The 22,708-nt window shown below is 64.7% G+C and carries 26 protein-coding genes; 7 read left to right on the forward strand and 19 right to left on the reverse strand.

Features of this window, described 5'->3' with window-relative positions:
• Positions 1-28 precede the first annotated feature (28 nt).
• The gene (locus tag RSA25_RS02685; protein WP_332807382.1) at positions 29-1,369 is read right to left on the reverse strand and encodes a GTP-binding protein; all 1,341 of its coding nucleotides are present in this window, start codon (positions 1,367-1,369) and stop codon (positions 29-31) included.
• 69 nt (positions 1,370-1,438) lie between these two features.
• Between RSA25_RS02685 and RSA25_RS02690 the strand changes: the two genes are divergently transcribed.
• Positions 1,439-1,825: a MerC domain-containing protein gene (locus RSA25_RS02690; RefSeq protein WP_332807383.1), complete on the forward strand. Its 387-nt coding sequence runs from the start codon at positions 1,439-1,441 to the stop codon at positions 1,823-1,825.
• Here RSA25_RS02690 and RSA25_RS02695 read toward each other — a convergent pair.
• Complete coding sequence (locus RSA25_RS02695) at positions 1,813-2,088, reverse strand: metal-sensing transcriptional repressor (protein WP_332807384.1); 276 nt, start codon at positions 2,086-2,088, stop codon at positions 1,813-1,815. The two genes, RSA25_RS02690 and RSA25_RS02695, sit on opposite strands and share 13 nt — an antisense overlap.
• Before the next feature lie 49 nt (positions 2,089-2,137).
• Between RSA25_RS02695 and dmeF the strand changes: the two genes are divergently transcribed.
• Positions 2,138-3,163, forward strand: a complete 1,026-nt coding sequence (gene dmeF, locus RSA25_RS02700; protein ID WP_332807385.1) for a CDF family Co(II)/Ni(II) efflux transporter DmeF — start codon at positions 2,138-2,140, stop codon at positions 3,161-3,163.
• On the opposite strand, the gene RSA25_RS02705 is transcribed toward dmeF, so the two are convergent.
• Positions 3,135-3,467 (reverse strand): hypothetical protein, encoded by a 333-nt coding sequence (locus RSA25_RS02705; RefSeq protein ID WP_332807386.1) that lies wholly within the window; start codon positions 3,465-3,467, stop codon positions 3,135-3,137. The genes dmeF and RSA25_RS02705 overlap by 29 nt on opposite strands.
• A gap of 132 nt (positions 3,468-3,599) precedes the next feature.
• On the opposite strand from RSA25_RS02705, the gene RSA25_RS02710 reads away from it, so the two are divergent.
• Positions 3,600-4,022, forward strand: coding sequence for a hypothetical protein (locus RSA25_RS02710; RefSeq protein WP_332807387.1), 423 nt, complete (start codon positions 3,600-3,602; stop codon positions 4,020-4,022).
• A gap of 290 nt (positions 4,023-4,312) precedes the next feature.
• Here RSA25_RS02710 and RSA25_RS02715 read toward each other — a convergent pair whose 3' ends face one another.
• Together RSA25_RS02715 and RSA25_RS02720 are read right to left on the reverse strand one after the other, a co-directional pair.
• Positions 4,313-4,798 (reverse strand): transposase, encoded by a 486-nt coding sequence (locus RSA25_RS02715; RefSeq protein WP_332807388.1) that lies wholly within the window; start codon positions 4,796-4,798, stop codon positions 4,313-4,315.
• A 128-nt stretch (positions 4,799-4,926) separates the two neighbouring features.
• Entirely contained in the window at positions 4,927-5,685 is a 759-nt protein-coding gene (locus RSA25_RS02720) for a hypothetical protein (RefSeq protein ID WP_332807389.1), read from the reverse strand.
• Positions 5,686-5,891: 206 nt separating this feature from the next.
• Between RSA25_RS02720 and RSA25_RS02725 the strand changes: the two genes are divergently transcribed.
• Complete coding sequence (locus tag RSA25_RS02725; RefSeq protein ID WP_332807390.1) at positions 5,892-6,776, forward strand: MnmC family methyltransferase; 885 nt, start codon at positions 5,892-5,894, stop codon at positions 6,774-6,776.
• 10 nt (positions 6,777-6,786) lie between these two features.
• Here RSA25_RS02725 and RSA25_RS02730 read toward each other — a convergent pair whose 3' ends face one another.
• The 3 genes from RSA25_RS02730 to RSA25_RS02740 all read right to left on the reverse strand — a co-directional run bounded on the left by RSA25_RS02730 (position 6,787) and on the right by RSA25_RS02740 (position 9,247).
• A complete protein-coding gene (locus tag RSA25_RS02730; protein ID WP_332807391.1) occupies positions 6,787-6,960 on the reverse strand; it encodes a hypothetical protein in 174 nt (57 codons plus the stop codon).
• A 5-nt stretch (positions 6,961-6,965) separates the two neighbouring features.
• Entirely contained in the window at positions 6,966-7,775 is an 810-nt protein-coding gene (locus RSA25_RS02735) for an alpha/beta hydrolase (protein WP_332807392.1), read from the reverse strand.
• A 446-nt stretch (positions 7,776-8,221) separates the two neighbouring features.
• Positions 8,222-9,247 (reverse strand): hypothetical protein, encoded by a 1,026-nt coding sequence (locus RSA25_RS02740; protein ID WP_332807393.1) that lies wholly within the window; start codon positions 9,245-9,247, stop codon positions 8,222-8,224.
• Between the two features lie 112 nt (positions 9,248-9,359).
• Here RSA25_RS02740 and RSA25_RS02745 point away from each other — a divergent pair, with 112 nt between their 5' ends.
• The gene (locus tag RSA25_RS02745; RefSeq protein WP_332807394.1) at positions 9,360-10,043 is read left to right on the forward strand and encodes a hypothetical protein; all 684 of its coding nucleotides are present in this window, start codon (positions 9,360-9,362) and stop codon (positions 10,041-10,043) included.
• Between the two features lie 57 nt (positions 10,044-10,100).
• Here RSA25_RS02745 and RSA25_RS02750 read toward each other — a convergent pair whose 3' ends face one another.
• Positions 10,101-11,246, reverse strand: a complete 1,146-nt coding sequence (locus RSA25_RS02750; protein WP_332807395.1) for a YncE family protein — start codon at positions 11,244-11,246, stop codon at positions 10,101-10,103.
• 408 nt (positions 11,247-11,654) lie between these two features.
• On the opposite strand from RSA25_RS02750, the gene RSA25_RS02755 reads away from it, so the two are divergent.
• The gene (locus RSA25_RS02755; protein ID WP_332503696.1) at positions 11,655-12,407 is read left to right on the forward strand and encodes a hypothetical protein; all 753 of its coding nucleotides are present in this window, start codon (positions 11,655-11,657) and stop codon (positions 12,405-12,407) included.
• Between the two features lie 151 nt (positions 12,408-12,558).
• Here the strand turns inward: RSA25_RS02755 and RSA25_RS02760 are convergent, their stop codons facing one another.
• Complete coding sequence (locus tag RSA25_RS02760; protein WP_332503694.1) at positions 12,559-13,059, reverse strand: hypothetical protein; 501 nt, start codon at positions 13,057-13,059, stop codon at positions 12,559-12,561.
• Positions 13,060-13,424: 365 nt separating this feature from the next.
• On the opposite strand from RSA25_RS02760, the gene RSA25_RS02765 reads away from it, so the two are divergent.
• On the forward strand, positions 13,425-14,180 hold the full coding sequence (locus tag RSA25_RS02765) for a hypothetical protein (RefSeq protein ID WP_332807396.1): 756 nt from the start codon (positions 13,425-13,427) through the stop codon (positions 14,178-14,180).
• Positions 14,181-14,250: 70 nt separating this feature from the next.
• Here RSA25_RS02765 and RSA25_RS02770 read toward each other — a convergent pair whose 3' ends face one another.
• The 9 genes from RSA25_RS02770 to RSA25_RS02810 all read right to left on the reverse strand — a co-directional run.
• Entirely contained in the window at positions 14,251-14,751 is a 501-nt protein-coding gene (locus tag RSA25_RS02770) for a hypothetical protein (RefSeq protein ID WP_332503691.1), read from the reverse strand.
• A 339-nt stretch (positions 14,752-15,090) separates the two neighbouring features.
• Complete coding sequence (locus RSA25_RS02775; RefSeq protein WP_332503690.1) at positions 15,091-15,735, reverse strand: DUF1629 domain-containing protein; 645 nt, start codon at positions 15,733-15,735, stop codon at positions 15,091-15,093.
• Positions 15,736-15,907: 172 nt separating this feature from the next.
• Complete coding sequence (locus RSA25_RS02780; protein WP_332807398.1) at positions 15,908-16,546, reverse strand: DUF1629 domain-containing protein; 639 nt, start codon at positions 16,544-16,546, stop codon at positions 15,908-15,910.
• A 149-nt stretch (positions 16,547-16,695) separates the two neighbouring features.
• Complete coding sequence (locus tag RSA25_RS02785) at positions 16,696-17,358, reverse strand: DUF1629 domain-containing protein (protein WP_332503686.1); 663 nt, start codon at positions 17,356-17,358, stop codon at positions 16,696-16,698.
• Positions 17,359-17,375: 17 nt separating this feature from the next.
• The gene (locus RSA25_RS02790; protein WP_332503684.1) at positions 17,376-17,729 is read right to left on the reverse strand and encodes a hypothetical protein; all 354 of its coding nucleotides are present in this window, start codon (positions 17,727-17,729) and stop codon (positions 17,376-17,378) included.
• Between the two features lie 401 nt (positions 17,730-18,130).
• Positions 18,131-18,781: a DUF1629 domain-containing protein gene (locus RSA25_RS02795; RefSeq protein ID WP_332503682.1), complete on the reverse strand. Its 651-nt coding sequence runs from the start codon at positions 18,779-18,781 to the stop codon at positions 18,131-18,133.
• Between the two features lie 232 nt (positions 18,782-19,013).
• Positions 19,014-19,508, reverse strand: a complete 495-nt coding sequence (locus RSA25_RS02800; RefSeq protein WP_332503680.1) for a hypothetical protein — start codon at positions 19,506-19,508, stop codon at positions 19,014-19,016.
• Between the two features lie 23 nt (positions 19,509-19,531).
• Positions 19,532-19,813: a hypothetical protein gene (locus tag RSA25_RS02805; RefSeq protein WP_332807397.1), complete on the reverse strand. Its 282-nt coding sequence runs from the start codon at positions 19,811-19,813 to the stop codon at positions 19,532-19,534.
• 181 nt (positions 19,814-19,994) lie between these two features.
• Positions 19,995-22,708 (reverse strand): XVIPCD domain-containing protein (locus tag RSA25_RS02810; RefSeq protein ID WP_332503678.1); only part of this gene is annotated, 2,714 nt, incomplete at its 5' end.

The raw sequence follows: 22,708 nt of genomic DNA on the forward strand, positions 1-22,708 counted from the left end.
ACGCGCGGCTGCATCGCACCGCGGCCGCTCAACCGGCCGCGGTGCGCGACCAGGCCGGGAAGGGATCGGGTAGCACCTGCCACAGCATCGGCCCGGCCTGCATTTCCGCATCGCTGAGCAGGCAGGCATCGAAGGCGTCCCGTACCGCGCGCTCATCCATCGCCACGCCGATCACCGCCAGCTCCTGGCGGCGGTCGCCCCACCAGCGGTGCCACAGCCGGCGCATCGCCTGGTACTCGCCCGCATCGCCCACCTCGTCCGGGGCGGGCAGCGGCGCGGTCCAGCAGGCCGCGTGCTGGCGCACCCAGCCTACGTCGGTATAAGGCACCTGCGGCACCGGCAGCAGCGGCACGGTATCTTCCAGGCCCGCCTCCACCCGCGCGCGCGCCGCATACCAGAAGCCGGCCGCCTCGGTCCTGGTCGAGGCACCCACGCTGGACAGCTCACCCACCCAATCCATGCGGTTGGCCAGCCAGAAGAATCCCTTGCTGCGGATCACCGGCCCCAGCCCGTGCGCCAGCAGGTGCGCAAAGCGCTGCGGGTGGAACGGCCGCTGCGCGCGGTACACAAAGCTGCTGATGCCGTATTCCTCGGTTTCCGGCGTATGCACGCCGCGCAGCGCCTGCATCCAGCCCGGTGCCAGTTGCGCCTTCACGAAATCGAAGCGCCGCGTGTCCAGCACCTCGTGCAGTGGCACGTTGCCGTGCTCGGCCAGCACCAGCCGCGCATCGCGGTTCATCGCGCGCAGCACCGCCAGCGTGGACTGCAGCACCTCGTCGTCGATCTGGTCGCACTTGCTCACCACGATCACATCGGCAAACTCGACCTGCTCGGCCAGCAGGTCCACCACCCCGCGCACGTCCCCGGCGCCGGCCTGCAGGTGGCGGTCGGCCAGCCGGTCGGTGCTGCTGAAGTCGGCCAGGAAATGCTGGCCGTCCACCACCGTCACCAGCGTGTCCAGCCGCGCGATGTCGTTGAGGCAGAAGCCGTCCTCCCCGCGCACCGAGAAGGTGGCCGCCACCGGCATCGGCTCGGCGATGCCGGTCGATTCGATCAGCAGGTAGTCATAGCGCCCGCTTGCCGCCAGCCGCCGCACCTCCTGCAACAGGTCATCGCGCAGGGTGCAGCAGATGCAGCCGTTGCTGAATTCCACCAGCGTTTCCTCGGTGCGGCTCAGGGCCGCGCCGCCCTCGCGCACCAGCTGCGCATCGATGTTGATCTCGCTCATGTCGTTGACGATCACCGCCACGCGCCTGCCATTGCGGTTGCGCAGCAGCTGGTTGAGCAGGGTGGTCTTGCCTGCGCCCAGGAAACCGGACAACACGGTCACCGGCAGGCGGGCGTCGAGGGGAGCGGCAATGGCAGTCATGGCGGGGCAGGGTCGTGGCGGGGTTGAAATGTTACTATATAACATACACATCCCCGGGGACCCCCACCCATGAAACGTGCTTCCACCCTGCTCGATGCCGGTGCCATCGCCTTGTCCAGCCTGTGCCTGCTGCACTGCCTGGCCCTGCCGGTGCTTGCCGCGGCGCTGCCGCTGCTGGGCGTCTGGGCCGAGGCCGAGTGGGTCCACGCCCTGTTCGTGGCCATCGCCGCGCCGCTGACCGGCTTTGCGTTATGGCGGGCGCACCGCCAGCATCCCCTGCCGCCCGCCGCGATGATGAGCGCCGCGTTGGGGCTGCTCCTGCTGTTGGCCGGCGCCGCCGAGTGGCCCAGCCACGACACCGAAACGCCGATGACCGTGGCCGGCAGCCTGCTGCTGGCCGCCACCCACGTCTGGAACGCGTGGCGGCGGCACCGCGGCAGCGCTCACTTTCCGTAAGCGCGCAGCAGCTTGACCAGCACCTGGGCCTCGGCGGCGCGCTCGGCCGGATCGGTCGGGCCCACCACGTGTTCCTGCAGGTGCTCATCCAGCAGCGCCATCAGCAACGCGTGCGCGGCACCGCGCACGGCCGAGGCCTGCATCAGCACATCGGTGCAGTCTGCCTCGGTGGACTGGAGCGAGGTTTCCAGGGCAGCGACCTGGCCGGCCATGCGGCGGACCCGGGCCAGCAGCGCTTTTCGTTGGTGATGGACGTGCGACATGGGGCCAGAGCATATACCCTATGGGGGTATATTCCAATGACCGCCGCCCATGACCCTCGCCGCCGCCACCCGCGCCCGTACCCACACCCATCATTTCGATGATGGCAACCCGCTGGCCGAGCGCAACACCCGCCGCGCGCTGTGGCTGACCACGGCCATGATGGGCGTGGAGATCGTCGGCGGCTGGTGGTTCAACTCCATGGCCGTGCTCGCCGATGGCTGGCACATGAGTTCGCACGCCCTGGCGCTTGGCCTGGCCGCGTTCGCCTATGCCTGTGCCCGGCGCTACGCGCACGACGGTCGCTTCGCCTTCGGCACCTGGAAGATCGAGATCCTGGCCGGCTACACCAGCGCCATCGCCCTGCTCGGCGTGGCCCTGCTGATGGCCGTGCAATCGGCGCAGCGCCTGTTCGCGCCCAGCGCCATCCACTACGACCAGGCCATCGCGATCGCGGTGACCGGGCTGGCGGTGAACCTGCTGTGCGCCTGGTGGCTGCGCGATGGACATGGGCATGGGCATTCGCACCATGGGCACGGACACAGTCATGGTCATGGTCACGCCCATCACGACCACGCCCCTGCCGCCGGGCAGGCGCACGATCCCGCGCACCCGGCCCAGGATCTCAACCTGCGCTCGGCCTACCTGCACGTCCTGGCCGACGCAGCCACCTCGGTGCTGGCGATCGTGGCGTTGATGGCCGGCAAGCTGTGGGGCGCGGCCTGGCTGGACCCGGTGATGGGCCTGGTGGGCGCGGTGCTGGTCACCGCCTGGGCGGTCGGCCTGCTGCGCGATACCAGCCGCGTGCTGCTGGATGCGCAGATGGACGCGCCGGTGGTGGCCGAGGTGCGCGAGGTGATCGAGCAGGGCCCGTGGTCGGCGCAGCTGTCCGACCTGCACGTCTGGCAGGTGGGGCGTGGCAAGTACGCGGTGGTGGCCAGCGTGGTCACCGACGCGGCGGTGAGTGCCGACCAGTTGCGCCAGGCCCTGGCCATCCACGAGGAACTGGTCCACGTCACCGTGGAGGTGCACCGCGTGGCGCCGAACCTCAGCGGTGCAGCAGCATCGACACGATGAACAGGGCCAGCGGCGCGGCGCCGATCACCGTGCCCAGTACGCCCAGCCACGGCCAGCGTTCCTGGCGCACGCGTGAGCCCAGCGCCGCCAGCAGCCCCACCACGGCCGCCGCCAGCACGCCGATCGACACGCCGGTGGTGCTGGCGCCTGCCGCCACGCCGTGGTTGGCCCACTGCGCGGCATAGCCGGCCGCCGCCCCCAGCGGCAACGCGAACAGGCTCAGCATCCCCAGCAACGGCGCGCGCGCGCCGCCGCGCGTTGGCGCTGGCGTGGCCGCGGCTCCCTCGTGCTTGTCGGCGTGCATAGGCCTACCTCGGCGGGGACCATCCCCCACCCCCAAGCCTCCTGCACTTGGGCATCGAGTTCAAGGCCATCCCTGCACGCGCGCGTGCACGGCGCCGCCGTACACTGCGGCCAGCCCGCCAGGATGCCTGCCATGCGCCCGCGCCTCTGCCTGCTGTTGCTTGCCCCGTTGCTGTTCGGCGCCTGCCGCCAGGCCGATGACGGCGCCGGCGTGTTCTCCTCCGACCCCCTGCTGGGCTGCTACGCCACCCACCCGCGCAAACCGGCGGAGTTCCGCATCGAGCAGCAGCAGGGCCAGTACCACGTGGCCTTCAACCGCGATGAGCAATGGCAGCGCGACCCCACTGCACTGCAGGTGTCCACGCGCGCGGAGATCAGCCGGTACTTCAAGGACGATGCCGACCAGATCGACAAGGCCCTGGTCCGCCCCACTGGCGGCTTCGGTATCTTCCACTTCAACCCGGGCGCCACGCTCAAGGGCAAGGCCAACGACAGCGACTACATGGCGCTGGTGCTGATCGGTGCCGGGCCGGTGTTCAAGGTACGCTGCGGCTGATCACGCGGCCGCCCGCCACCCCACGTGCCACCCGCCCTGCGGGCCGCTCCCCAGCGCCCCGCCCTCTCCCCCTCCCGGCAATGCGGTGTGGTCCGGTGCCTGCCTGCGGGTACCCATAACCCACCCACCGGTGTCCGGCACCGGCGGTCAGTGCATCCCTGCTACCCGACCTGCCGTCGCACCACGCCGCATTGCCGGCCGCGTGAAACCCCAGCGCCGTTCCCACCCCAAGCCCCCATCCCCTGGACGTCCTCAACGCGCGTGCGTTCCCCGGCAGCGCGCGCCACTGCTCAACCTGCGCCGTCGTCCTCCGCGCCGATGCGATGGATCGAGCTGTACGGCCATTGCCTGGCCTCGCGCACGTGGCCGTGCCGGACCGGGTTGTGATGCACATACGCCACGTGCCGCTGGAAATCGTCGCCGTCCACGATGCGATGCTCGCGGAAACTGGCGTGCCACAGCGGGCGCGCCGTGCGATCGCGCCGCAGCACCGCACGTGGCGGCATGCCCGGCAGTTGCCGGTCGAAGATCGCCTGGATCTGCGTCCAGCGCCGGTGCCCGTCGTCGTCGTTTTCCGGCAGCGTCCACACCCCATGCAGGTGGTCGGGCAGCACCACGATGGCATCGATGCGGAACGGTCGCGCCTGCTGGGCCACCCGGAACGCCAGCCGCAAGCCCTGCGCCTGCTCCACCAGCAGCTGGCTGCGGGGATCGCGCAGGTGCGCACTGAAGAAGTACGCATTGCCGGGCTGCCAGGGGCGGTGGTCGCAGGACATGCCGCCAGTGTGTGTTCCACAGCCAACCGCTGCGATCAGTGGCCGCCTGACTGACGGCTCAGGCCAGGCCGCAGCCGCCTATCGGGAAGCGCCTCGTGCCGCCGCACGCCACGGCGCGTGTGCGCCCCTCAGCGCGTCTGCGCCGCGCACGCCTCACGCGCCCGGCGCACGATGCGCCCGGCCAGGTCACCGTCCTCGCGCGCTTCCAGTCGCGCTGCGGCCCTGGACGTGGGCGGCAGCAGCCGCCGCACGGCCTGGGTGACCGGCACCGCGTAGCTGGTGGTGGCCGGCGCCGGGGCAGGCCCACCCAGCGTCCACGGCAGCATCTGCAGCCGCTGCGATCGCGAGGCCAATCGCTGCGGCGGTGCATGGTCGTATTCGATGCGCACCTCCATGACCGGGTCGTCGTCCGTCCACGGCAGGCCCTGGTAGTACTGCAGCAGCTCACCGCGCAGCTCCGCCCCGCGCAGCAGCGGCTGCAGGTATCCCTGCAGGCGCGCGCCGCTGCAGGCCGAGGCATCGCTGCCGGCCTCCGGCAACGCCTGCTTCAGGAGCTGCGCCGGGCGCACCCGCCGCGCCACGTGGGCCACGGCGCGCTCGGGCGACCAGGCCGGGGCGGACATCGCCCACAGCAGCTCGCCGACGCGCTGTGCCGGCACGCTGCCGGTGTCCGCCGCGCTGTCAGCGTGCGCCTCGCCCTGCGAGCGCCGCACGAAGGTGCGCCGGCCAGGCCCGGGCTGCAGCCGGTGCACCTCATCCACGCGGTCCCAGCCGCTGTAGCGGTAATGGATCTCGATGGCGCGCACATCCTGCAGGGCCGTGCCGGGCGGGGGCGCATGGTTGCCCACGCAGGCCGCCGACAACGCGGCGACGAGAACGACCGGCACGATACGCAGGCCGCGCGCAAATCGCAGGGCGTGGCCCGGCAGGCGGGCAGCAGGACAGCAAGGGTTGGCGAGCGGCACGCAGGTATCCCGGGCAGACGGTTGGGGGCGCCAACAGCGCCGGCCCCACTATAGCGAGCGGCGGTGACAACCGGCCTGCCCTCAGGCGCCGTTGCCACCTTCTCGGGTACGATGCCCACCCCTTGGCCATGCCGCCGCCAGGCTGCCCGCCAGCCCCGGCGCCCCCTCCCGTGACCCACTACACCGGCCCCCTGCTCACCCGCCCGCTTGCCGAAGCCCTCGTCCGCGCCCGCGACAGTGGCGCCGACACCTGGACCGGCTCGCTCGACCTTGCCCGCTCCACCGGCACCGCCACCCTGGCGGCCGATCACTGGACGTGGAAAGGCCAGCCCTACGCCTACCCCGGCAAGACCAAGGACCGCACGCTGTACTACTGGGACGGCGAGGAGTTCCTGGCCGTGTCGCGGTTCGGCTCGGCGCTGATCAAGCTGGTGCCCACCGAGTGGGATGCGCCCACCTTCGAGATCGATGGCATCAAGATGCTGCCCAGCGCGCAGGTCTCGCCCTTCGAGGATGCGCGGCGCAAGGTGGCGCTGATCGCGCCGGCCGGCAAGACCGTGCTGGATACCTGCGGCGGCCTGGGCTACTTCGCCGCGTGCTGCCTGGAAGGCGGGGTCACCCGCATCCAGTCCTTCGAGAAGAACCCGGACGTCCTCTGGCTGCGCACCCTCAACCCGTGGTCGCCCGACCCCGACGCACCCGGCAGTGGCGGCCGGCTGTCGCTCACCCAGGGCGATGTGTCCCTCACCATCCAGGCGCTGGAAGACAGCTCGGTGGATGCGATCCTGCATGACCCGCCGCGCTTCGGCATCGCCGGCGAGCTGTATTCGCAGGTGTTCTACGACCAGCTGGCGCGGGTGATGCGCAAGGGCGGGCGCATGTTCCATTACACCGGCGCGCCCAACAAGCTCACCAGCGGCCGCGACGTGCCGCGCGAGGTAGCCAAGCGCCTGGAAAAGGCGGGTTTCAAGGCCGAGCTGGCGCTCGACGGCGTGCTCGCAGTCAAGCGCTGACCGCGCGGGCTCAGTCCCCGCGCGGCAGCTTCTTGGCCCACATGTTGTCCACCAGGTTGGGGTAGGCCCGGCCGTTTTCCTCGGCCCGCTGCCGCGCCGCCTCCTTCTGCGCCGGCGACAACGGGCGCGACGGGCCCTCGTTCGGCGAGGGTTTTTTCCAGGGAGGGGTGCGCGGCTGGGCCATGGTCGTTACTTCGCCAGGAACGCGACCAAGGCCGCGTTGAACTGTTCGGGATGGCTGGCATTGCAGCCATGCGGCGCGTCCTTGAGCACCACCGCTTCGCTGCCGGCGATGGCGGCATGCGTGCGCGCACCGGAGCCTTCATACGGCACCGTGCCATCGCTGTCGCCGTGCAGCACCAGCGTGGGCACGCGCACCTGCTTCAGATCCTGGCGGAAATCGGTGGTGGCGAAGGCCTTCATGCAGCCCAGCGCGGCGGTCTGGTCGGCCTGCTGGCACAGCGCGATCGCCGCCTGGCGCTCGTGTTCGCTCACCTTCAACGTGCCGTTGGCACTGAAGAAGCCCGTGGTGAAACTGTCGAAGAACGTGTCGCGGTCACGCGCCAGATCCTGGTGCATCTGCTCGGCCGCCGACGGGGTGAGCGGACCTTCGGGGTTGTCATCCGTCTTCAGCAGGTACGGCGGCACCGCCGCGGCGAACACCACGCTGCGCAGGCGCTGCTCGCCATGGCGGGCGATGTAGCGCGCCACTTCGCCACCGCCCATCGAGAAGCCCACCAGCGTGACATCCTGCAGGCCGAGCTCGTCGATCACCGCGGCCAGGTCATCGGCCAGCGTGTCGTACTCATAGCCGTCGGCCGGCTTTTCCGAGCGCCCGAAGCCGCGCCGGTCATAGGCCACCACGCGGTAGCCAGCATGCTTCAACGCCGGCACCTGCGCCTTCCACGACTCGGCCGACAGCGGCCAGCCATGGATCAGCACCACCGGCCGCCCGGTGCCACCGGTATCTTCCACATGCAGTTTCACGCGTGATGCCATGGGGTGCTCCTGATCATCGAGGGGGAGCTTGATGCTAGGCGGCGGTGGCGACAGGTGCCGTGAAAGAAATGGGCGGGGTGATGACGTGGTGTTTACGTCTGCAAAAAAGCGCCGCGCCATGGCGGGTCTCACGTTGTGAGACGGCATGCGCGCAGGATGCCAGTCGGCTCCACTCCCACCACGCCGGCTCAGATGGACCTACGCCCGCTCTACCCGCACGTCGTCTCCCCGGCCGTGCTCGCCCTGCCCCGCCTTGGCTGTTTCGGCCTGGCCCGCACCCTGCTGCTGCATGGGGTGGGCGCGCATCCGGCGTCGCGCGCGGCCCTGCGCGATGCGCTGCGCCATGCCGGGCGGATCAGCCCGTGCACGTGTTGCCGTGGTCAAGGCCGCCTGGACGCCTGCGCGGCCGGCCTGCCCGCAACGCCACCTCGCGCCCAGCGCACGGCTCAGCGCGACGTACCTGCCCGCCGCGCCGATGAAGGCGGCAACGCAAGCCGGTGGGTACCCAGCACCGCGTAAGCAAATTCCCTCGTCGCTGGCATGCCATCGGGCTCGATTCGATGCCAGCGCCCGCCCACCCGGACGAACGCCGCATGCTCGGCGCCCTGGCGGCTGGCGCGTTGCGTCGCCTGCATCGTTTCCTGCACCGGCCCCGTTATCGTCACCCGCCTCACCTGCCCGCGCCGCCCCCACATGCGCAGGTACGGCAGGCATTGCCACAGTGCCCACAGCGCCGTCACCCATACCGCCGTGCCCAGCCAGGAAGTGAAGCCACGGCTCACCGCCGGCAGGAACGCCAACACCGCCATGCCCAGCAGCAACCCCCCACATATCCACCCCGCTGCACGTATCACCGCACGGGGCCGTGCCATCAGGCGTACCCAGTCGCTGGACTGCATCGGTGCGTCGGCCGGTGGTGGCGCGAAAAGCGCGGGGTAGTCCACCTGCAACAGGTGCGCCGGCCGTACCGCGCTGAAGCACAACCGCACCCGCGTGCCCGCCGCCGGCCCCTGCACCTGGCGCGTCACGAAGCCCAGCCGCTCCTCACAGCAGGGCGATTCCTCCACCACCGGGTAGGCCGCGCCGCCCACGCGGTAGGTGGGCAACTGCGACCCCGGCGCGTCGACAGCCGGCAGGATCTCCGCCGTGTCCAGCACCCCCTCCACCACCACCATCTGCCCATCGGCCAGCACCGCGCGCACGGCGGCGGTGTGCCCCCTGCCCAACACAAGCGCCCAGAGCACCGCCACCGCACCCAACGCCGCGGCGATGCACATCGGCACCACCGTCGGTATCGCGTTCGCGGAATACAGGCCCAACCAGCCCATGTAGACCGTGGCGGCAAGGCCTATAGAGACGGCCAGGCCCAGCCATGCCCGGCCGGTCTCACGGCGGAAGGCCAGGTCGGATTCGAGGCAGGTACGAAGTTCAGGCGACAGCGGTTGCGGCTGGCGCGGGAGAGTGGTGGACATCCTTGATCTCATGCAGCGGTGTACGCATCAGTATGACCGGATTGCGCGCGTCGCTCGCGGTGGGCTGTGGTGCGATTGCTATAGTGGCACCCCACTTTCATGGACCGAAATGATGCAGACGCTACCCGGCCGTTCCTACGCCCGCCACGAAGTCACCTTGGACGAGCTGCGCACGCTCACCGCCGGCTTCGCGTACGCCGACACCCTACTTGACGAAGGCCTGATCAGCGCCGACTACGACGCGGTGGTGGTGGATGGCGACCTGCACCTGCCCTCGCTGCAGCTGGGCAATGGCACCGTGTTCCTGGTGGTCACCGGCAACCTGACCATCGACGGCAGCTGCGAGGACTGCGACGACCCGGCCACCGGGCTGTACGTGCTGGGCAACCTGCAGGCCGGCTCGGTGTTCACCGCGGGCATGCTCGGCGTGCAGGGCGACCTCACCGTCACGCGCACCCTGGCCGGGTACTACAACGATTACAGCGCCATCGTGAAAGGCCGCACGCAGGCAGCGGTGTTCTTCCCGGAGAACCATTTCTTCGAGTTCGGCGGCGAGCCCACGTTCGGCCACGTGCTGGGCGAGAGTGCCTCCCACCGCGTGCCCGGGCAGTGGGCCGGGTTGATGAAGGAAACCCTGCTCGGGCGCGCGCTGATGGATCGCTTTCCCGGCGAGGACAACGAGGAGGTGGCGGCCTTCACCGAGGAAGAGATCGCCACCTATGGCGCCAGCACGCTGCTGGACGCCCCGTCGCTCTATGCCCTGGTGATCGCGGACAAGCCGGTGTTGACCGACTGACCCCGGCAAACCACCGCGCGCCCCGCCACACAGGCGGCAGGGCGCGCGGCAGGTGCATCAATCCAGCGCGATGCGGGCCACGGACTCTTCGCTGCCCTTGGCATCCTTGTCGCCGTTCTTGACCGTCACGTACAGCACGTTGCGCGTGGTATCCAGCGCCAGGCTGTTGGGGTGGGTCGGCACGGCGTAGGTGGCCACCTGCTTGTAGGTGTCGCTGTTGTAGGCGGTCACGCTGCCGCCATCGCGGTTGGTCACGTACAGGCGCTTACGCGGTGCATCCAGCAGGATGCCCAGCGGACCGGCGTCGGTGGCGATGCTGGCCAGCTCCTTGCCGGTGCCACGGTCCAGCACCAGCACGCGCTGGCCCGGGTGGGAGGAGGTGAAGCCCGAGCTGCTGGCCTGGTACTTGCGGATCATCTCCGAGCCCTGGTCGGTCACGAACAGGCGCTTGCCGGCCGGGTCCAGCGCGATGTTCATCGGCTGCTCGGCACCCACCTTGAAGCGCTGCTCCACCTTGCCGCTGTCGGTGCCCACGGTGACCACTTCGGCCAGCAGGTTGGAGGTGTACACGCGCTTGCCCTTGGCATCCAGCGCCAGGCCCGGCGCCTTGGCATTGCCCAGGCCGGGAATGGTGTTGATGACCTTCAGCGTGCGGGTGTCCACCACGAACAGCACGCTGCCCTCGCCGGAGTGGCCGGTCACGTACAGGCGGTGGCTGGGCGCATCCACCACCAGCTCGCGCAGGTCGTGGGTGTAGGCGGCCTTGCCATCCTTGCCGACCACCTTCTCCATCAGCTGCACGGTGCCCACGGCCTTGTTGGCGGCGGTGTCCACCACGGTGACCGAGGTATCCACGGTGTTGCCGACGTACAGGCGGTCACCTTGGTCATCGAGCACCACGCCGAAGCCCTTGCGCTCGAGGGGAATGCGCGCTTCAACGGCCAGCGTATCCGGGTTCAGGCGCAGCACCTGGGCCGGGCCGGCAGCATCGCCGAAGCCACCGGAGGACGCCACGAACACGGCGTGCTGCTTGGGGCTATAGGCGAGCTCGTACAGGCCCTGGGCAACGGGGGCGCGCTGGATGGCGGCTTCGGTGGTGGCGGCGGGGGTGGTGTTGCCGAGCGCGAAGGCCGACGGGGCGCCGAGGGTGAGGCTGACGGCGAGGGCCAGGGTGGCCGAACGGAGGAGGGAACGTGGGTGCATGCGAGCGTCCTTAGGAGGGCACGGGGGTGTCCTGGCTCGCGGGGCCGTTAAAAAACGGCCAGCCCCTTGTTTCTGACGCAGGGCAGGCTGGCTGGTTCTGGTCTGGGCATGTTAACAGGCTGGGGACGACACGGTTGATTTCGGAGTGGTCGCACGAGGCATTGGGAGCACGCCCGCCCGCTCGATTGCACCTGTGAAGCGACAGTTGAAATGGGCCACACAGGAGTATCTACCGCAATCGGCTGGGGCGCCCGCGCATCACCGCCTATAGTGGCTGGCCCACCCGTATCGGAGCGACCCTTGAGCGTTACCTCACTTGGGCGGTATATCGTGCTTGCGGCCGCCGTTGCATTGAGCGCGACCGCCTGCGCACCTACGCCACCGCAGGACAACGGAAGGCGCTCGGACGTGACCGAACAAACGCGTCACGGGCGGGTTGTTGACGGGTATACGTACACGAGTACACCTGTAGAGGTCGCGCTGGGGCCAAGCCGCTTCAAGATTCCAGCCAACTACTTCGACAACCAGATCGGCCCCTTCGGCGAAGGCCTGAGCCTCAAACTCGAATGGCCCGGGATGGAACCGACCCAGCCAGGCGCACGCGCCGCACCGCGTACGAATGACTTCCGGCGCGAGATATCCGTCTCGGTCGACTTCATCGACAGGCTGCCCATTGCCGGCGCCATGGCCAGGCGGGTCACCAATGACGCGGTCACCCCGGAAGGCTCACTGGAGCGCCGTGACCCAACCGAAAGGCTGGAACTGCGCGTTCCCAAGCCGGATCGGATGGGGCTGACGCCGTATGACATCGACCAGAACCTGCTGGTGGCCTATGCCAAGGCGTATGAGGTCAAGTTTGGTCGCCCCCACCACCGCAACCCGGCATTTGAACCTGACTGGTACGTGGCACGTGCCGACGACGGCGAAATCTCCACCTTCATCAAGTGCGACAACGCCCATCATCGTGGAGATGGCGTCACGCTGGAAGGCGACCGTGTGATCTCAGAGGATCGCGTCGTAGCCGCTGGATGTACGCACTATTTCGTGGATCTCCAGAACAACCTCTCCATCAGCCTCAGCTACAAGCGCGTGTTCCTGAAGGACTGGAAGCGCATGGAGGAGGCGGTAAGGCGCGTGCTGAAGCAGTACAGAGTCGCGTGACCTATGGTGCACACTCAGACTCCAACCCTGCAGACCTGGCCCGGCACTTTGCCTGCCGGTAGTGGAAGCCCCGTGCCACACGCGGATGTCGCCGTACCTGGTGCTGTTCGCGAGAAATTTTAAAAAGTGAAATCAGGCATGAAATCGTTCCTTAAGCCTTGTGAGCAGGAACAAAAACACTGGCCAATTCGATCGTGCCATCAGGCAATGGATACACCTCGTCCGGAACAGCAACACCATTACGCACAAGCGCCTCAACAGTGGTCAACACGACATTTCGATGAGCATTCCTGTTGCCTTTCTGCCCTGCGAAGACATTCACCAATCCACGCGCGACATCGCGTATGAAGTCAAAATCCCTGTCTGTGTTGCCAATGGCCTTTTTGAAGCGGAACAACCGTACGAATGCCGAGTCCTGGCCAAGGTCAATTGTATAGAGCCATACGCGGCGGCCTGACTCCTCAAGTGCAGCTTGGTAGCCAAATAGACCCAATCCGCCGATTCTTTCGCCATTGCGGCGAAATGTGTACTGATATTCGATGCCATCCCGGCCGTCTGGCAGCGTGGCTGGCAGCATTCGAGGCTGAGGAATCGAGATGTCACTTTCCTCATCGAAGGCAGAGCTCACCATAGGCTTGAAGTCGATAGGCATCGCGTGTCCCTTGAATTCCTTCGATTGCGCGGCAGACGGCGCTCCCGCGTTTTTACCAAAGATGCTGCATCAAAAGCGAATCACGACGCCTGTCGAGCGTAGACACTCGTTCACGCCCGCCTTCAGCCTCGATCATCGCATCAGTTCCAGGAAATCCCAACCTGCCTAAGGAACTACGCATGGAGACGCCAAGGCGGCACTCAGGCGTTAGAGTGTTGCCCATAGTGATGCTTATCGTGCGCAAGGGAATGATCATGAGAAAGGCTACTTACCGTAGATGCCTGGCGCTATCGCTCGGCGTGGTAGTCAGCGTTGGCGCCTGCGCAAGGCCAACGGACAGTCATGGCGAAGGAACGCAGGTCCGCATGCCAGATGGAAAAATCATCAAGAACCTCGTGAATGGCCGCACCTACACCAATGAGCCGGTGGAGGCCCGTCTTGGTCCTCATCGATTCATGATTCCTGCCAACTACTACAACGATCAAGTTGGCCCATCGCCAGGGATAGGGCTGGAGCTGACCTTGTTCTGGCCAACGCTGGAGGCAGCTCCGCCAGGCAACCACCCTGCGCGGACGATCAATGAACAGTATCGCCAGGCCAGTGCGACGGTTGTGCCGGTGGACAGGGTCCCGATTGACTCAGTGCTCGATCGACTGGTTACCACCGATTGGACGGCGGAAGTCGGGTCGCTGCGACGCCGGGATCCGCGTGCGCGCCTTGACCTACGCACGCAGCAGTCGGAGATGTTCGGCTTGACCCCCTACATCATCGACGAAGATCGCATGGCCCGGTTCGCGAAGGCGTTCGAGGCCATCAACGGGCACGAACCCCTTCGCAACCCTGCCACTGAAAAGGACTGGTATATCGCGCGTTCGCCAGATGGCGCGCTGGTGACGTTCATTGCGTGCAGCAGCAAGCGACTGAGCGAGGATGGCTTGGTGGTCAGCGAGGATGAGATCACCTCCGACGGCAGCGCGCAAGCGGCGATGTGCAGCCATCATTTTGTGGATTCCGACAAGCGCATCGCCTTCAACATGAGCTATCCCCGCGTCCTGCTTCTCGATTGGAAGCGGATGGAGGAGGCCATGCGTGATGTGATGGACAGGTATCAGATCAGCTGATCGCCGTTCATTCAATGCCGGTGTACGAATGCCCAAGACATCCTTTCTTCTGTCTGCCATCCGCTAGTGACTATCGTGCGCACTCCTCTCTAACAATCGCGAGCTGGTCACGCTCACGCGACGGAACAACGCGCGTCAGTTCGTCGTGCAGCGCGATGAGTTGGATGTCTGCATTGTCGGGAACACCAACCTGCTCCACCATGCGCCAGCGCATATTGCTGCCTTCTCTATCCAGCCGCACAAGGTACGAGCCGTCGCTTCGACCGCTGGTGACCACAACAACGGCCGATCCCTTGACAACGACACCCCGTATTGAACGAGGCTCTCCCTCGTCAATCTGGGTCAGCCCAGGCCGTGCCGCGCCGAATCGTCCACAGACTCTTTCGCCATCCTGGACAAGGAGGGCAGTGAAACCACCACAGTCGCTATCCGGATGATCTCTGTCGCACCAGTTCACCGACCAAATGCCTTCGAATGACGCTTGGGCGGGAGACGTCGATGCAGGTGCTTGCGGTGAGCCACAGAGACACAGCAGGCTGGCAAACGGGGCAATTGCAGCTTTCAGCGCCATGGTCACATCCATTCCACGCAGGCATCCAGAACGTTTGAGGATAGCAACAACCTTTAGCTGACGGCGCACATACCTCGCCAGGTCTTGGGTCGTGTGAGATTCTTGCCGTGCGTTTCCAGCAGTAGATCGACGCGTGCGTCGGCGAACCGAAGGCTGTGTACTGAAGGTGACACGGGCCGTCGCATACTCTCCGGGGTCGCGCCTCGCCGTTGACCCACCCTACCTCAGGCGTCTCCAGCAGTTCGCCGTCTCGGCGCGTCTACTGCTCGACAGGGTGGTGAGCTCAAAGAAATGGGATCTTCCCTGAGATGCACTTCATCTCCTTGAAATCCGGCAGTGTCAGATGTCGGCCGCGTCCTTGAAGCGCAATCCGCGCGTGACCTTTGCGCCGCCTATACCTGCATCCCACACCGCATCACGCAACGTGCGATCGCAGTAGACCAGACCTCCGGAGTAAGGCATGCGGAAGATGTGCGCTTCACCAATAGCGTCCGCTCGAAAGGCTAGACTCGCTCCACCTGCCAGATCGTAGAACTTGCTTCCTGGATAGTCGTCACTAACGATGATGTTCAGCTTCGACGACACCTCATCCAATGCATCGAGCTCACGAGCCACCTCACAAAGAAAGTACTTTGGTCCTTTTGTTCCGTCCGCGAGTCGATAGTCGCACTCCACGAACTCGCAGCCCTCTGGATCAACCGCTGCGAGCACCTGTTTCAGCCGATCCGATATCAGTAGATACCCGCTCATTCCGCCTTCCAAGTCCTCAGGCAGGTCTCCCTTCTTCGGCGCGTGGACCAGACGTGGAACTTCCGCAAGTATTGGGAACCCTCCACTCTCAGGGCGAAGAATGAGTCGGGGCGGGGTTCTCAACGCCTTCACGTTCTCAAAGACCAGGCCATGCCCCCTTCCGCCACGAGTGGTATCCGGCATCAGCAGGAAGAACTGCCCCGGCGAAGGTTCATTCCTCGTTGAGCTTTCCATGCGTTGATCCTGTATCGATTGGATGAAGCCTTGAGACCAAACCAGCGTAACGCATGCCTGGCATCTCACTGTACTGCCGCGGCGAGCGCGTCGTGCCTAGTGCCCACCTCGGCTTCTCTGTCACATTGACCGAGGCGCTGATAGCCCGCCTTCATGAGTCGTGAGACGGCCTTCAGTAGTCTGCAGCGTCTTCGAACCAAACGCCTCCCGAGCTGCCTTCAATCCCAATCCCAGCCGTCATTACCGCGTGGTGCAGCAGTCGATCACATATGACGTATCTACCTGAGTATGGGGTGCGGAAAACGTGCGCGCCATCGACGATCTCCGGACGAAAGGAAAGGCTCACCCCACCGGCGAAGTTGTAGTACTTCCCGCGCACGAAGTCATTGCTGACCTCGATTCTCAAGGTTGAAGCGGCCTCATCCAGAGCGTCCAACGTACGCACCACGTCACATAGGAAGTAGCGTGGCCCTTCGCTTCCGTCTTGCAGGGTGTACACGCACTCCACGAAGGCGAATCCCTCAGGGTCTACGCACTCAAAGACCCGCTTGAGACGATCAGACACAAGCCAGTAGCCACTCATGCCGCCCTCGAGATCCTCTGGAGGATCACCGACAGCCGGATCATGGATCATTGAGGGGGACTGTCGAAGCAGCGGAAAACCTCCGCCAGGGGGCCTCAGAATTCGCCTGGGTGGGTCCAGAAGCGCATCGATGTTCGCGAAGACGACACCGTGACCCCGCCCTCCACGCCGGATATCGGGCTCAAGGATGAAGAATTCGCCGCTCCTGGCTTGTTTGTCTTTACTCATGCCCCGCCCAGTTGATAAGTACACGATTCCATGGAGCCAAAGCCCGCTTGAGCCTCCGGTGGTGACGATGCCCGCGTCTTCCTCCAACCACTCCATCGACCATGTCCACCGTAGTGACGCCACGTTCTTTGCCCGGGGCGTCACTCTCCTCAGATGTCAGCTGCATCAACGAACCAGATGCCACTTCTGCCGGGATCGATCGGCACACCTGCCGCACGGACCGCATCCCTGAACGATGCATCGCAGAATGCGAAGGGGTTGAACGGCGTCAGGAACACGTGGGCGCAGCCTAGAACACCTGGCCTGAAAGCCAGCCTTGCGCCACCGCCGAGGGAGTAGAACTTGCCGCGCGCATAGTCTTCACTGACCTTGATCCGCAGCCGAGACGTGTCCTCGTTCAGCGCGTCCAGCTCCCGGACCACGTCACACAGAAAGTGCACCGGGCCTTTCGAGCCATCTGCCCAGCGCGTGTCACATTCCACGAACTCGAAGGCGTCGCCATCCACTGCCAGCATTACCTGGCGGAGGCGATCTGACACCAGCCAGTAGCCACTAAACTCGCCTTCCAGGTCTCGAGGCAGGGGGCCTTTGCACTCGTTGAACGTCAGACGGGGGCTTTCCGGCAATGGGGGAAATCCACCTGTTTCGGGCCGAAGGATGTGTCGTGATGGTGGCAACAGTTGTTGGATGTTCTCGAAGGTTGCAGCATAGGAACGAGCGCCACTGACCATCTCTGGTCCAAACAAGAAGAACTGACCTCGCTTGGGCAGGCTAAGGGCTGCGTGCGACCTCTGTGTGGTGGACAGAGACATTGGCCCGGACGATTGCATCAGCCGCGGCGGGCAGGAATGGCGACTTCTGCCAGGATGATTTTGCCGTCCAGCTTCAGCGTCTCGTCGTCCAGATACGAGACGCCAGCTTGAACGAGCGCTTCGGGCGTAGTGACAGCTACATACCGCACGTCAGTCCTGTTATCCGTTCGCCCCGCGTAGGCCAGGACCAGTCCCTGTGCCAGGGCGTGCAGGAAGTCGTAGTCGTCAGCCTGAAGACCCAGCGTCTGCTTGAAATCAAGCATGGACGTCATCACCCAAGCATGCCCAAGATCCAGTGTGAAGACCCTTTCCCTATGCCCGGCTGTCTCGACAACGGCATCTGGCCCGGAGAAGCCCAAACCATCGATCACCTTCCCATCCCGAATGAAGGCGTACTGATATTCCGTCCCCGGTTGGCCGTCAGGGAGAGTCGTGGGAAGAATTCGGGGTTGCGGAATGGATACACCCGTGTTCGGATCGAACGACGAGGCGGGCCTAGGCTCGAAACAGAGAGGCATAGCTGATCCTTGTGTTTACATGGGACGCGGGGCGGGGATTGGCGTCCCATTGTGCGGTAGACGCAGGTTGGTCGTTGGAGGTGGAAAGAAGTCGTCGCTGCGCTGACACTGTATTCCCGTGAGAGCGCCCGTTGCGCCACTGGCGTCCGGTGGACGGCAACGGAGTTGTTTTCGATTCAAGCACACTTAAGTACCAGTACCAAGGCGGCAGATGGGTCTACGGAATGCAGCTTCCATTGGCCATCGGGCGCTTCCTAGTAGTCGGAAGCGTCATCAAGGCACATGCCGCTTCCATTTTCCCAAGTACCGATCCCTTGCTCTATCAAGGCATCTCGCATGATCCGATCAATGACGATGAGCTGGCCGTTGAATGGAGACCTGAATACATGCGCTCCCTCCAGGATATCCTTCTTGAAAGCCAGCCGCGCCCCAGCCACCCCGTAATACTTTCCTGCAGGGTACCCGTCTCGGAAAATTTCCAGCGTGGAGGCATCTTCGTCGATGGCATCCAGCACTCTTGCTACGTCACAAAGATAGTAGGCCCCGCCTGCCACTCCATCGAATCGAATGAACTCGCAAAGGCGAAATTCGAAACCGCACGGATCCACGGACTCGAATACTGTTTTCAGCCGATCGGAGACCAGCCAGTAGCCCTCGAATGCGTTCTGATAGTCCGTCAACGTGTGGTCCGGGCTCGTTTCACGTAACCGCGGGAGCTCGCCAAAATCAGGAAAACCGCCGTCCGCCGGCCTGATGATTCCGCCCGGGTTAGGGCGCAGCTTCTGCACATTCTCGAATGAGACCTCATGCGGGGGAGTGTCGAAATCTGGACGAACCACATAGAACTCTCCCGGCCGAGGAGCGTTGGTAGCTTCACCCTTTGGCCTGTCTTCCTTTCTATCCACTTACGTCAGCTCCAGCCATCGTTGGATCAGGTGCTGCCGGGGCTTTCAGCGGTGCTCTTACAGCGCCAACGTCACGCCACAGCTCAGTTCGACAAGCCCTTATGCTGCTGGTAGCTACTCTCCTCCGCCCCCACCATCACCGCTCATGGTCATGATGCGTGCGTCTGCCTCCATCTGAACCTGCTGCGCTACCCGACCCGGGAGACGATCAAATGGGGCATGAACGTAGCCCTCATTCTTCATGCGCAGGAACAAAGGCTTCGGCCAAGACGATCCTGCCGCCAGCCGCGACCTCGATACCCACGGGCGGCATCACTCCATTGCGTACCAGCGCATCCACATTCGTGTAAATGACATTGCGCTGTGCTTCTGAATGAATTTCCTCCTCCGCGAACACCTTCATCAGACCTTGCGCCATGCTCTGGATGAAGACGAAGATATCATCGGAACTGCCAATGTCCCGCTTGAAACGGAGCAACGCCTGGAGTGCAGGATCGTCTGCAAGGTCGAATTTATACAGCCACACGCGGCGCCCTGCTTCTTCCAACGCAGTTTCGGCTCCAAATATCGCCAGCGCGCCAATTCGCTGATCATCACGTCGAAACGAATACTGATACTCAATGCCGTCATCCCCACCGGGTAGCTTAGCGGGAAGAGCCCGCGGGTGGGAAATGGAGATGCCGCTGGCCTCGTCAAATGCAAAACTGTGTCTCGACTTGAAATCCATTGATGTCGCGCTCCTAAGAAATATCAAGGAAAGACCTCGTCCGTCATCCAAACCCGTTCTAGACGAGCCTGCGACATCAGACTGAACTTCGCTTCCGTGGCTGCGATCAAACAAGGCTCGCCGCTCACCACTGCTTGATCGAGTTGAGGTCTGGCCTGGACCATCGACGGATCAATCCTACCGTGTAGCTTGTCCTTGGCGCGTCCCAATCTGGATGTGAGCGATGGTGGCGTCTCGGTCACGACTTTTCGGACCTCTTGCAGACGCTCTGTAAGCTCGGAGTAGTCTTTGAGCATCTCCAGCAACTTCGCACCTGCGCGTCGGCAGTTGACCCAGACGACGCTGGGGTGACACGGGCGCCCGGCTGGGACATACAAATGCATTGATGTCATTGCAAGCGGATGGAGTCAACTGGGCACCAACGTCGTCGTCAATGATGACGCCCTGCGACGCTATCAAAGGACGGGAGTCGACAATTGCACTGGACTACCTTTCCCGCGCGGTGACCTCCATCTGCGACTGTTGACCCAGAACCTGCAACTCCATCCGCTGCGCCTGATCGCGGTGATGGTCCTGGCTCTGCGCCGCGAACTGTTGCATGGCCTGTTCAACCGAGGTCTCCACCGCTTGTTGGGTGTGCATCGAAGCGCGTCGACCCGCCGGGTCGCCGATGCTTCCCTCCACCACGAACACGAACTCTGCCTCCGGCCTGCCCGCCGATGCACTGCTCATCACCACGTGGTCCGCTCGGTTCAGGCCCTGCCCCTTGGCCAGAACGAACAGGTTCGCCGACATCCGCTCGCTGGTCGCATCGAACGTTCTGCCGTACTCGGCGTCCACTGCCGCCACGCCGCCACGTATTTGTTGCAGGAGCGGGTAGTCCCGGTGGTCTGGATTGGTTGGCCACGCTTGAGAGTATCCGGTCGTTTCGACACTGGCGGCCGGTTCTTCATGTGTCTGGACAGTCGCAGCGGGCCTTTTGGTTGGCTGCGCTTGGTCAGGCGTCGGGTCGTATCCGGGAACCGATGTGCCTTGCTGAGGCTTCTGCTCGTGCGACGAGAACGGTGCGACACCCACCCCAACGGAATCTGAGAGCGACACCGTATTCTCATGGTCCGCACGATCCCGCCCATCCAACGACGGTTCATGCGGCGTCACCGTCACCGTCTCCAACGTGGCTACGTTGCCATGCCCACCGACAACCGCAGCGGGAGCTACCTCTTGGTGCAGCGACTGTATCTTCGCCACGTCTTCCATTGTGATGCTCGCGGTGAGCACCATCCGGCCGCCGCCTGCATCGCTGAAGGCGGCAATCGCACTCTCCGCCCCCGGAGCATGCGTGCGGGGGTCTGCCATCAACTCCAAGACAAGATCCTGCGGCGAACCGTTGCTGGCAAGGCCCTGCTCCACCGCCGCAGTGGTTGCGCTCAACTGTTCCTCAGTCCGCTCAATCCCATGGCGCTCATACAGCGCGGCTACCTGACCATGGATTCCCTCGCGTGCCGGTTGCATGCTGGCCCTGAGCTGTTCGCCCATGGCATTCAATCCGGCGATGCCTTCCTGTTGGCTTTGCCAGGTGCCATTGAGCTCTTCACTCAGGTTGGGGCTGGCGGTGCTGTCGTACAGCACGCCATTGTTGCGCCACTGCCCATCGTCCTGGCGAGTGTAGCGATCGCCATCACTTGCCTTGAGCGTATTGGCGTCACTGCGTGCGTCCTGAATAGCACTGGGGATGGACGGGTTGTCTTTGTCACCGAAATCGCTCCAGCGCCCTTGCTCATGCGCCACCATATAGCGTGCAGCCATGGCCGCTGGCGTGTTCGCCGCGTTCTGCGCGATGACTGTGCGCGACTGCTCGTCCAGGACTTGCGCTTGCTCAGGAGAGACTGGCTCATGGCGGGTGATCGACGTGCGGCTGTCCAAGACCGTCTTGATCTCCAGCTCCCACTGCCGCGACATCGGATCGCGGACGAAGGCACGCTCGGTCTCAAACGGAACGCGCGGCGCCCCCGGCTCGTCCTTGACCGCCAGCCTGTATGGGTCGTGCGCCGGTGGCGGATTGGCCAAGCCCAGCTCGTAGGAGGCCTTGGCGGCCTTCCAGTCCAAGTAACGCTCCAACGTGCCGCTTGCCACATAGCTGGCACGATAGGTGACGTCGTCTCCCAAGGCGGTCTGTACTGGTCGTACTTCAACTCCGTTGCCCAGATCACTGCTCTGGACCTGCTGCTGCTCTGCGCCGCGAAGCCAGCGGCCCTCGGGATCGCCCGGGCGCTGGGTCCAGGTGCGGCCCAAGGTGTCTTCCTGGATATAGACCCGATCGATGTCCCGCTGATCGGCCCAGCGTTCGCCGAGGTAGGCGCCCAGTGCACCACCGCCGATACCGGTAACCAGCGCACCTGGTCCTGTCCAGGAACCGGTCGTCATGCCCACGCCTGCGCCAGCGATAAAGCCGCCCAGTGCACCGCCCGCGTTTCGGCCAATGAAGTGCGCCGCAGTGGAGTCTGCGCCGGCGGAATTACCGCTACTGCTCAACTCCACCCATTTGTGGCCGGAGGTAGCGAAGTCGTGCGCCAGCAGCGCCATACCAGCAACGCCCGCGACCTTCATGCCCGGGCTCACGCCCGCCCCTGCGACCGCTTCAGCAGCAAGTGCGCCGGGCGGGCCGCGTGGCCGGCCCGACTCGGTGGGCCGCTGCGACAGGTGTTCGGGAGCATCCGGGTAGGGGCGAGGACCTGACGACATGGCGACCCGGCTCGCGGTCCAATCTGCGCGCGTAGATTTCATGTCGTCCAATGTCAGGGTCTTGAAGTCATCCACTGGACGATCGAACAGTAGTTGGTTGACGGCGTCGTAGCCGTCGATTGGCTTTACTTCAAGACGTATCTTCGCAACGTCCACAGGATGAGGACCGTTATTCGTCGCGTGCTCTGCCAAGCTGCGTTCGAAAGCCTTGTACTCGGTGGCGGACTTGCTTACGAAACCGAGCGGATCTTGCCCGAATGCGCTTACCGGATAACCGTTGATCCTTGAGTCTGGGTGTTGGAGCGCGGTAGTGAGTTCAAAATTGCTGAAGCCGCGATTTGCTGGTGCGTTCTCTACGAATACGATGAGAGGCTTGCCCGTGGCGATCGCGTTCTCAAAGTACTGTGAATCGCCCAGGGTTTTGTAGACAGTCGTCAGCCGTTTAGTGCGTACTGCTT

Source organism: Stenotrophomonas sp. (genome assembly GCF_036662295.1).
In the GTDB taxonomy this organism is placed as follows: Bacteria; Pseudomonadota; Gammaproteobacteria; order Xanthomonadales; family Xanthomonadaceae; genus Stenotrophomonas.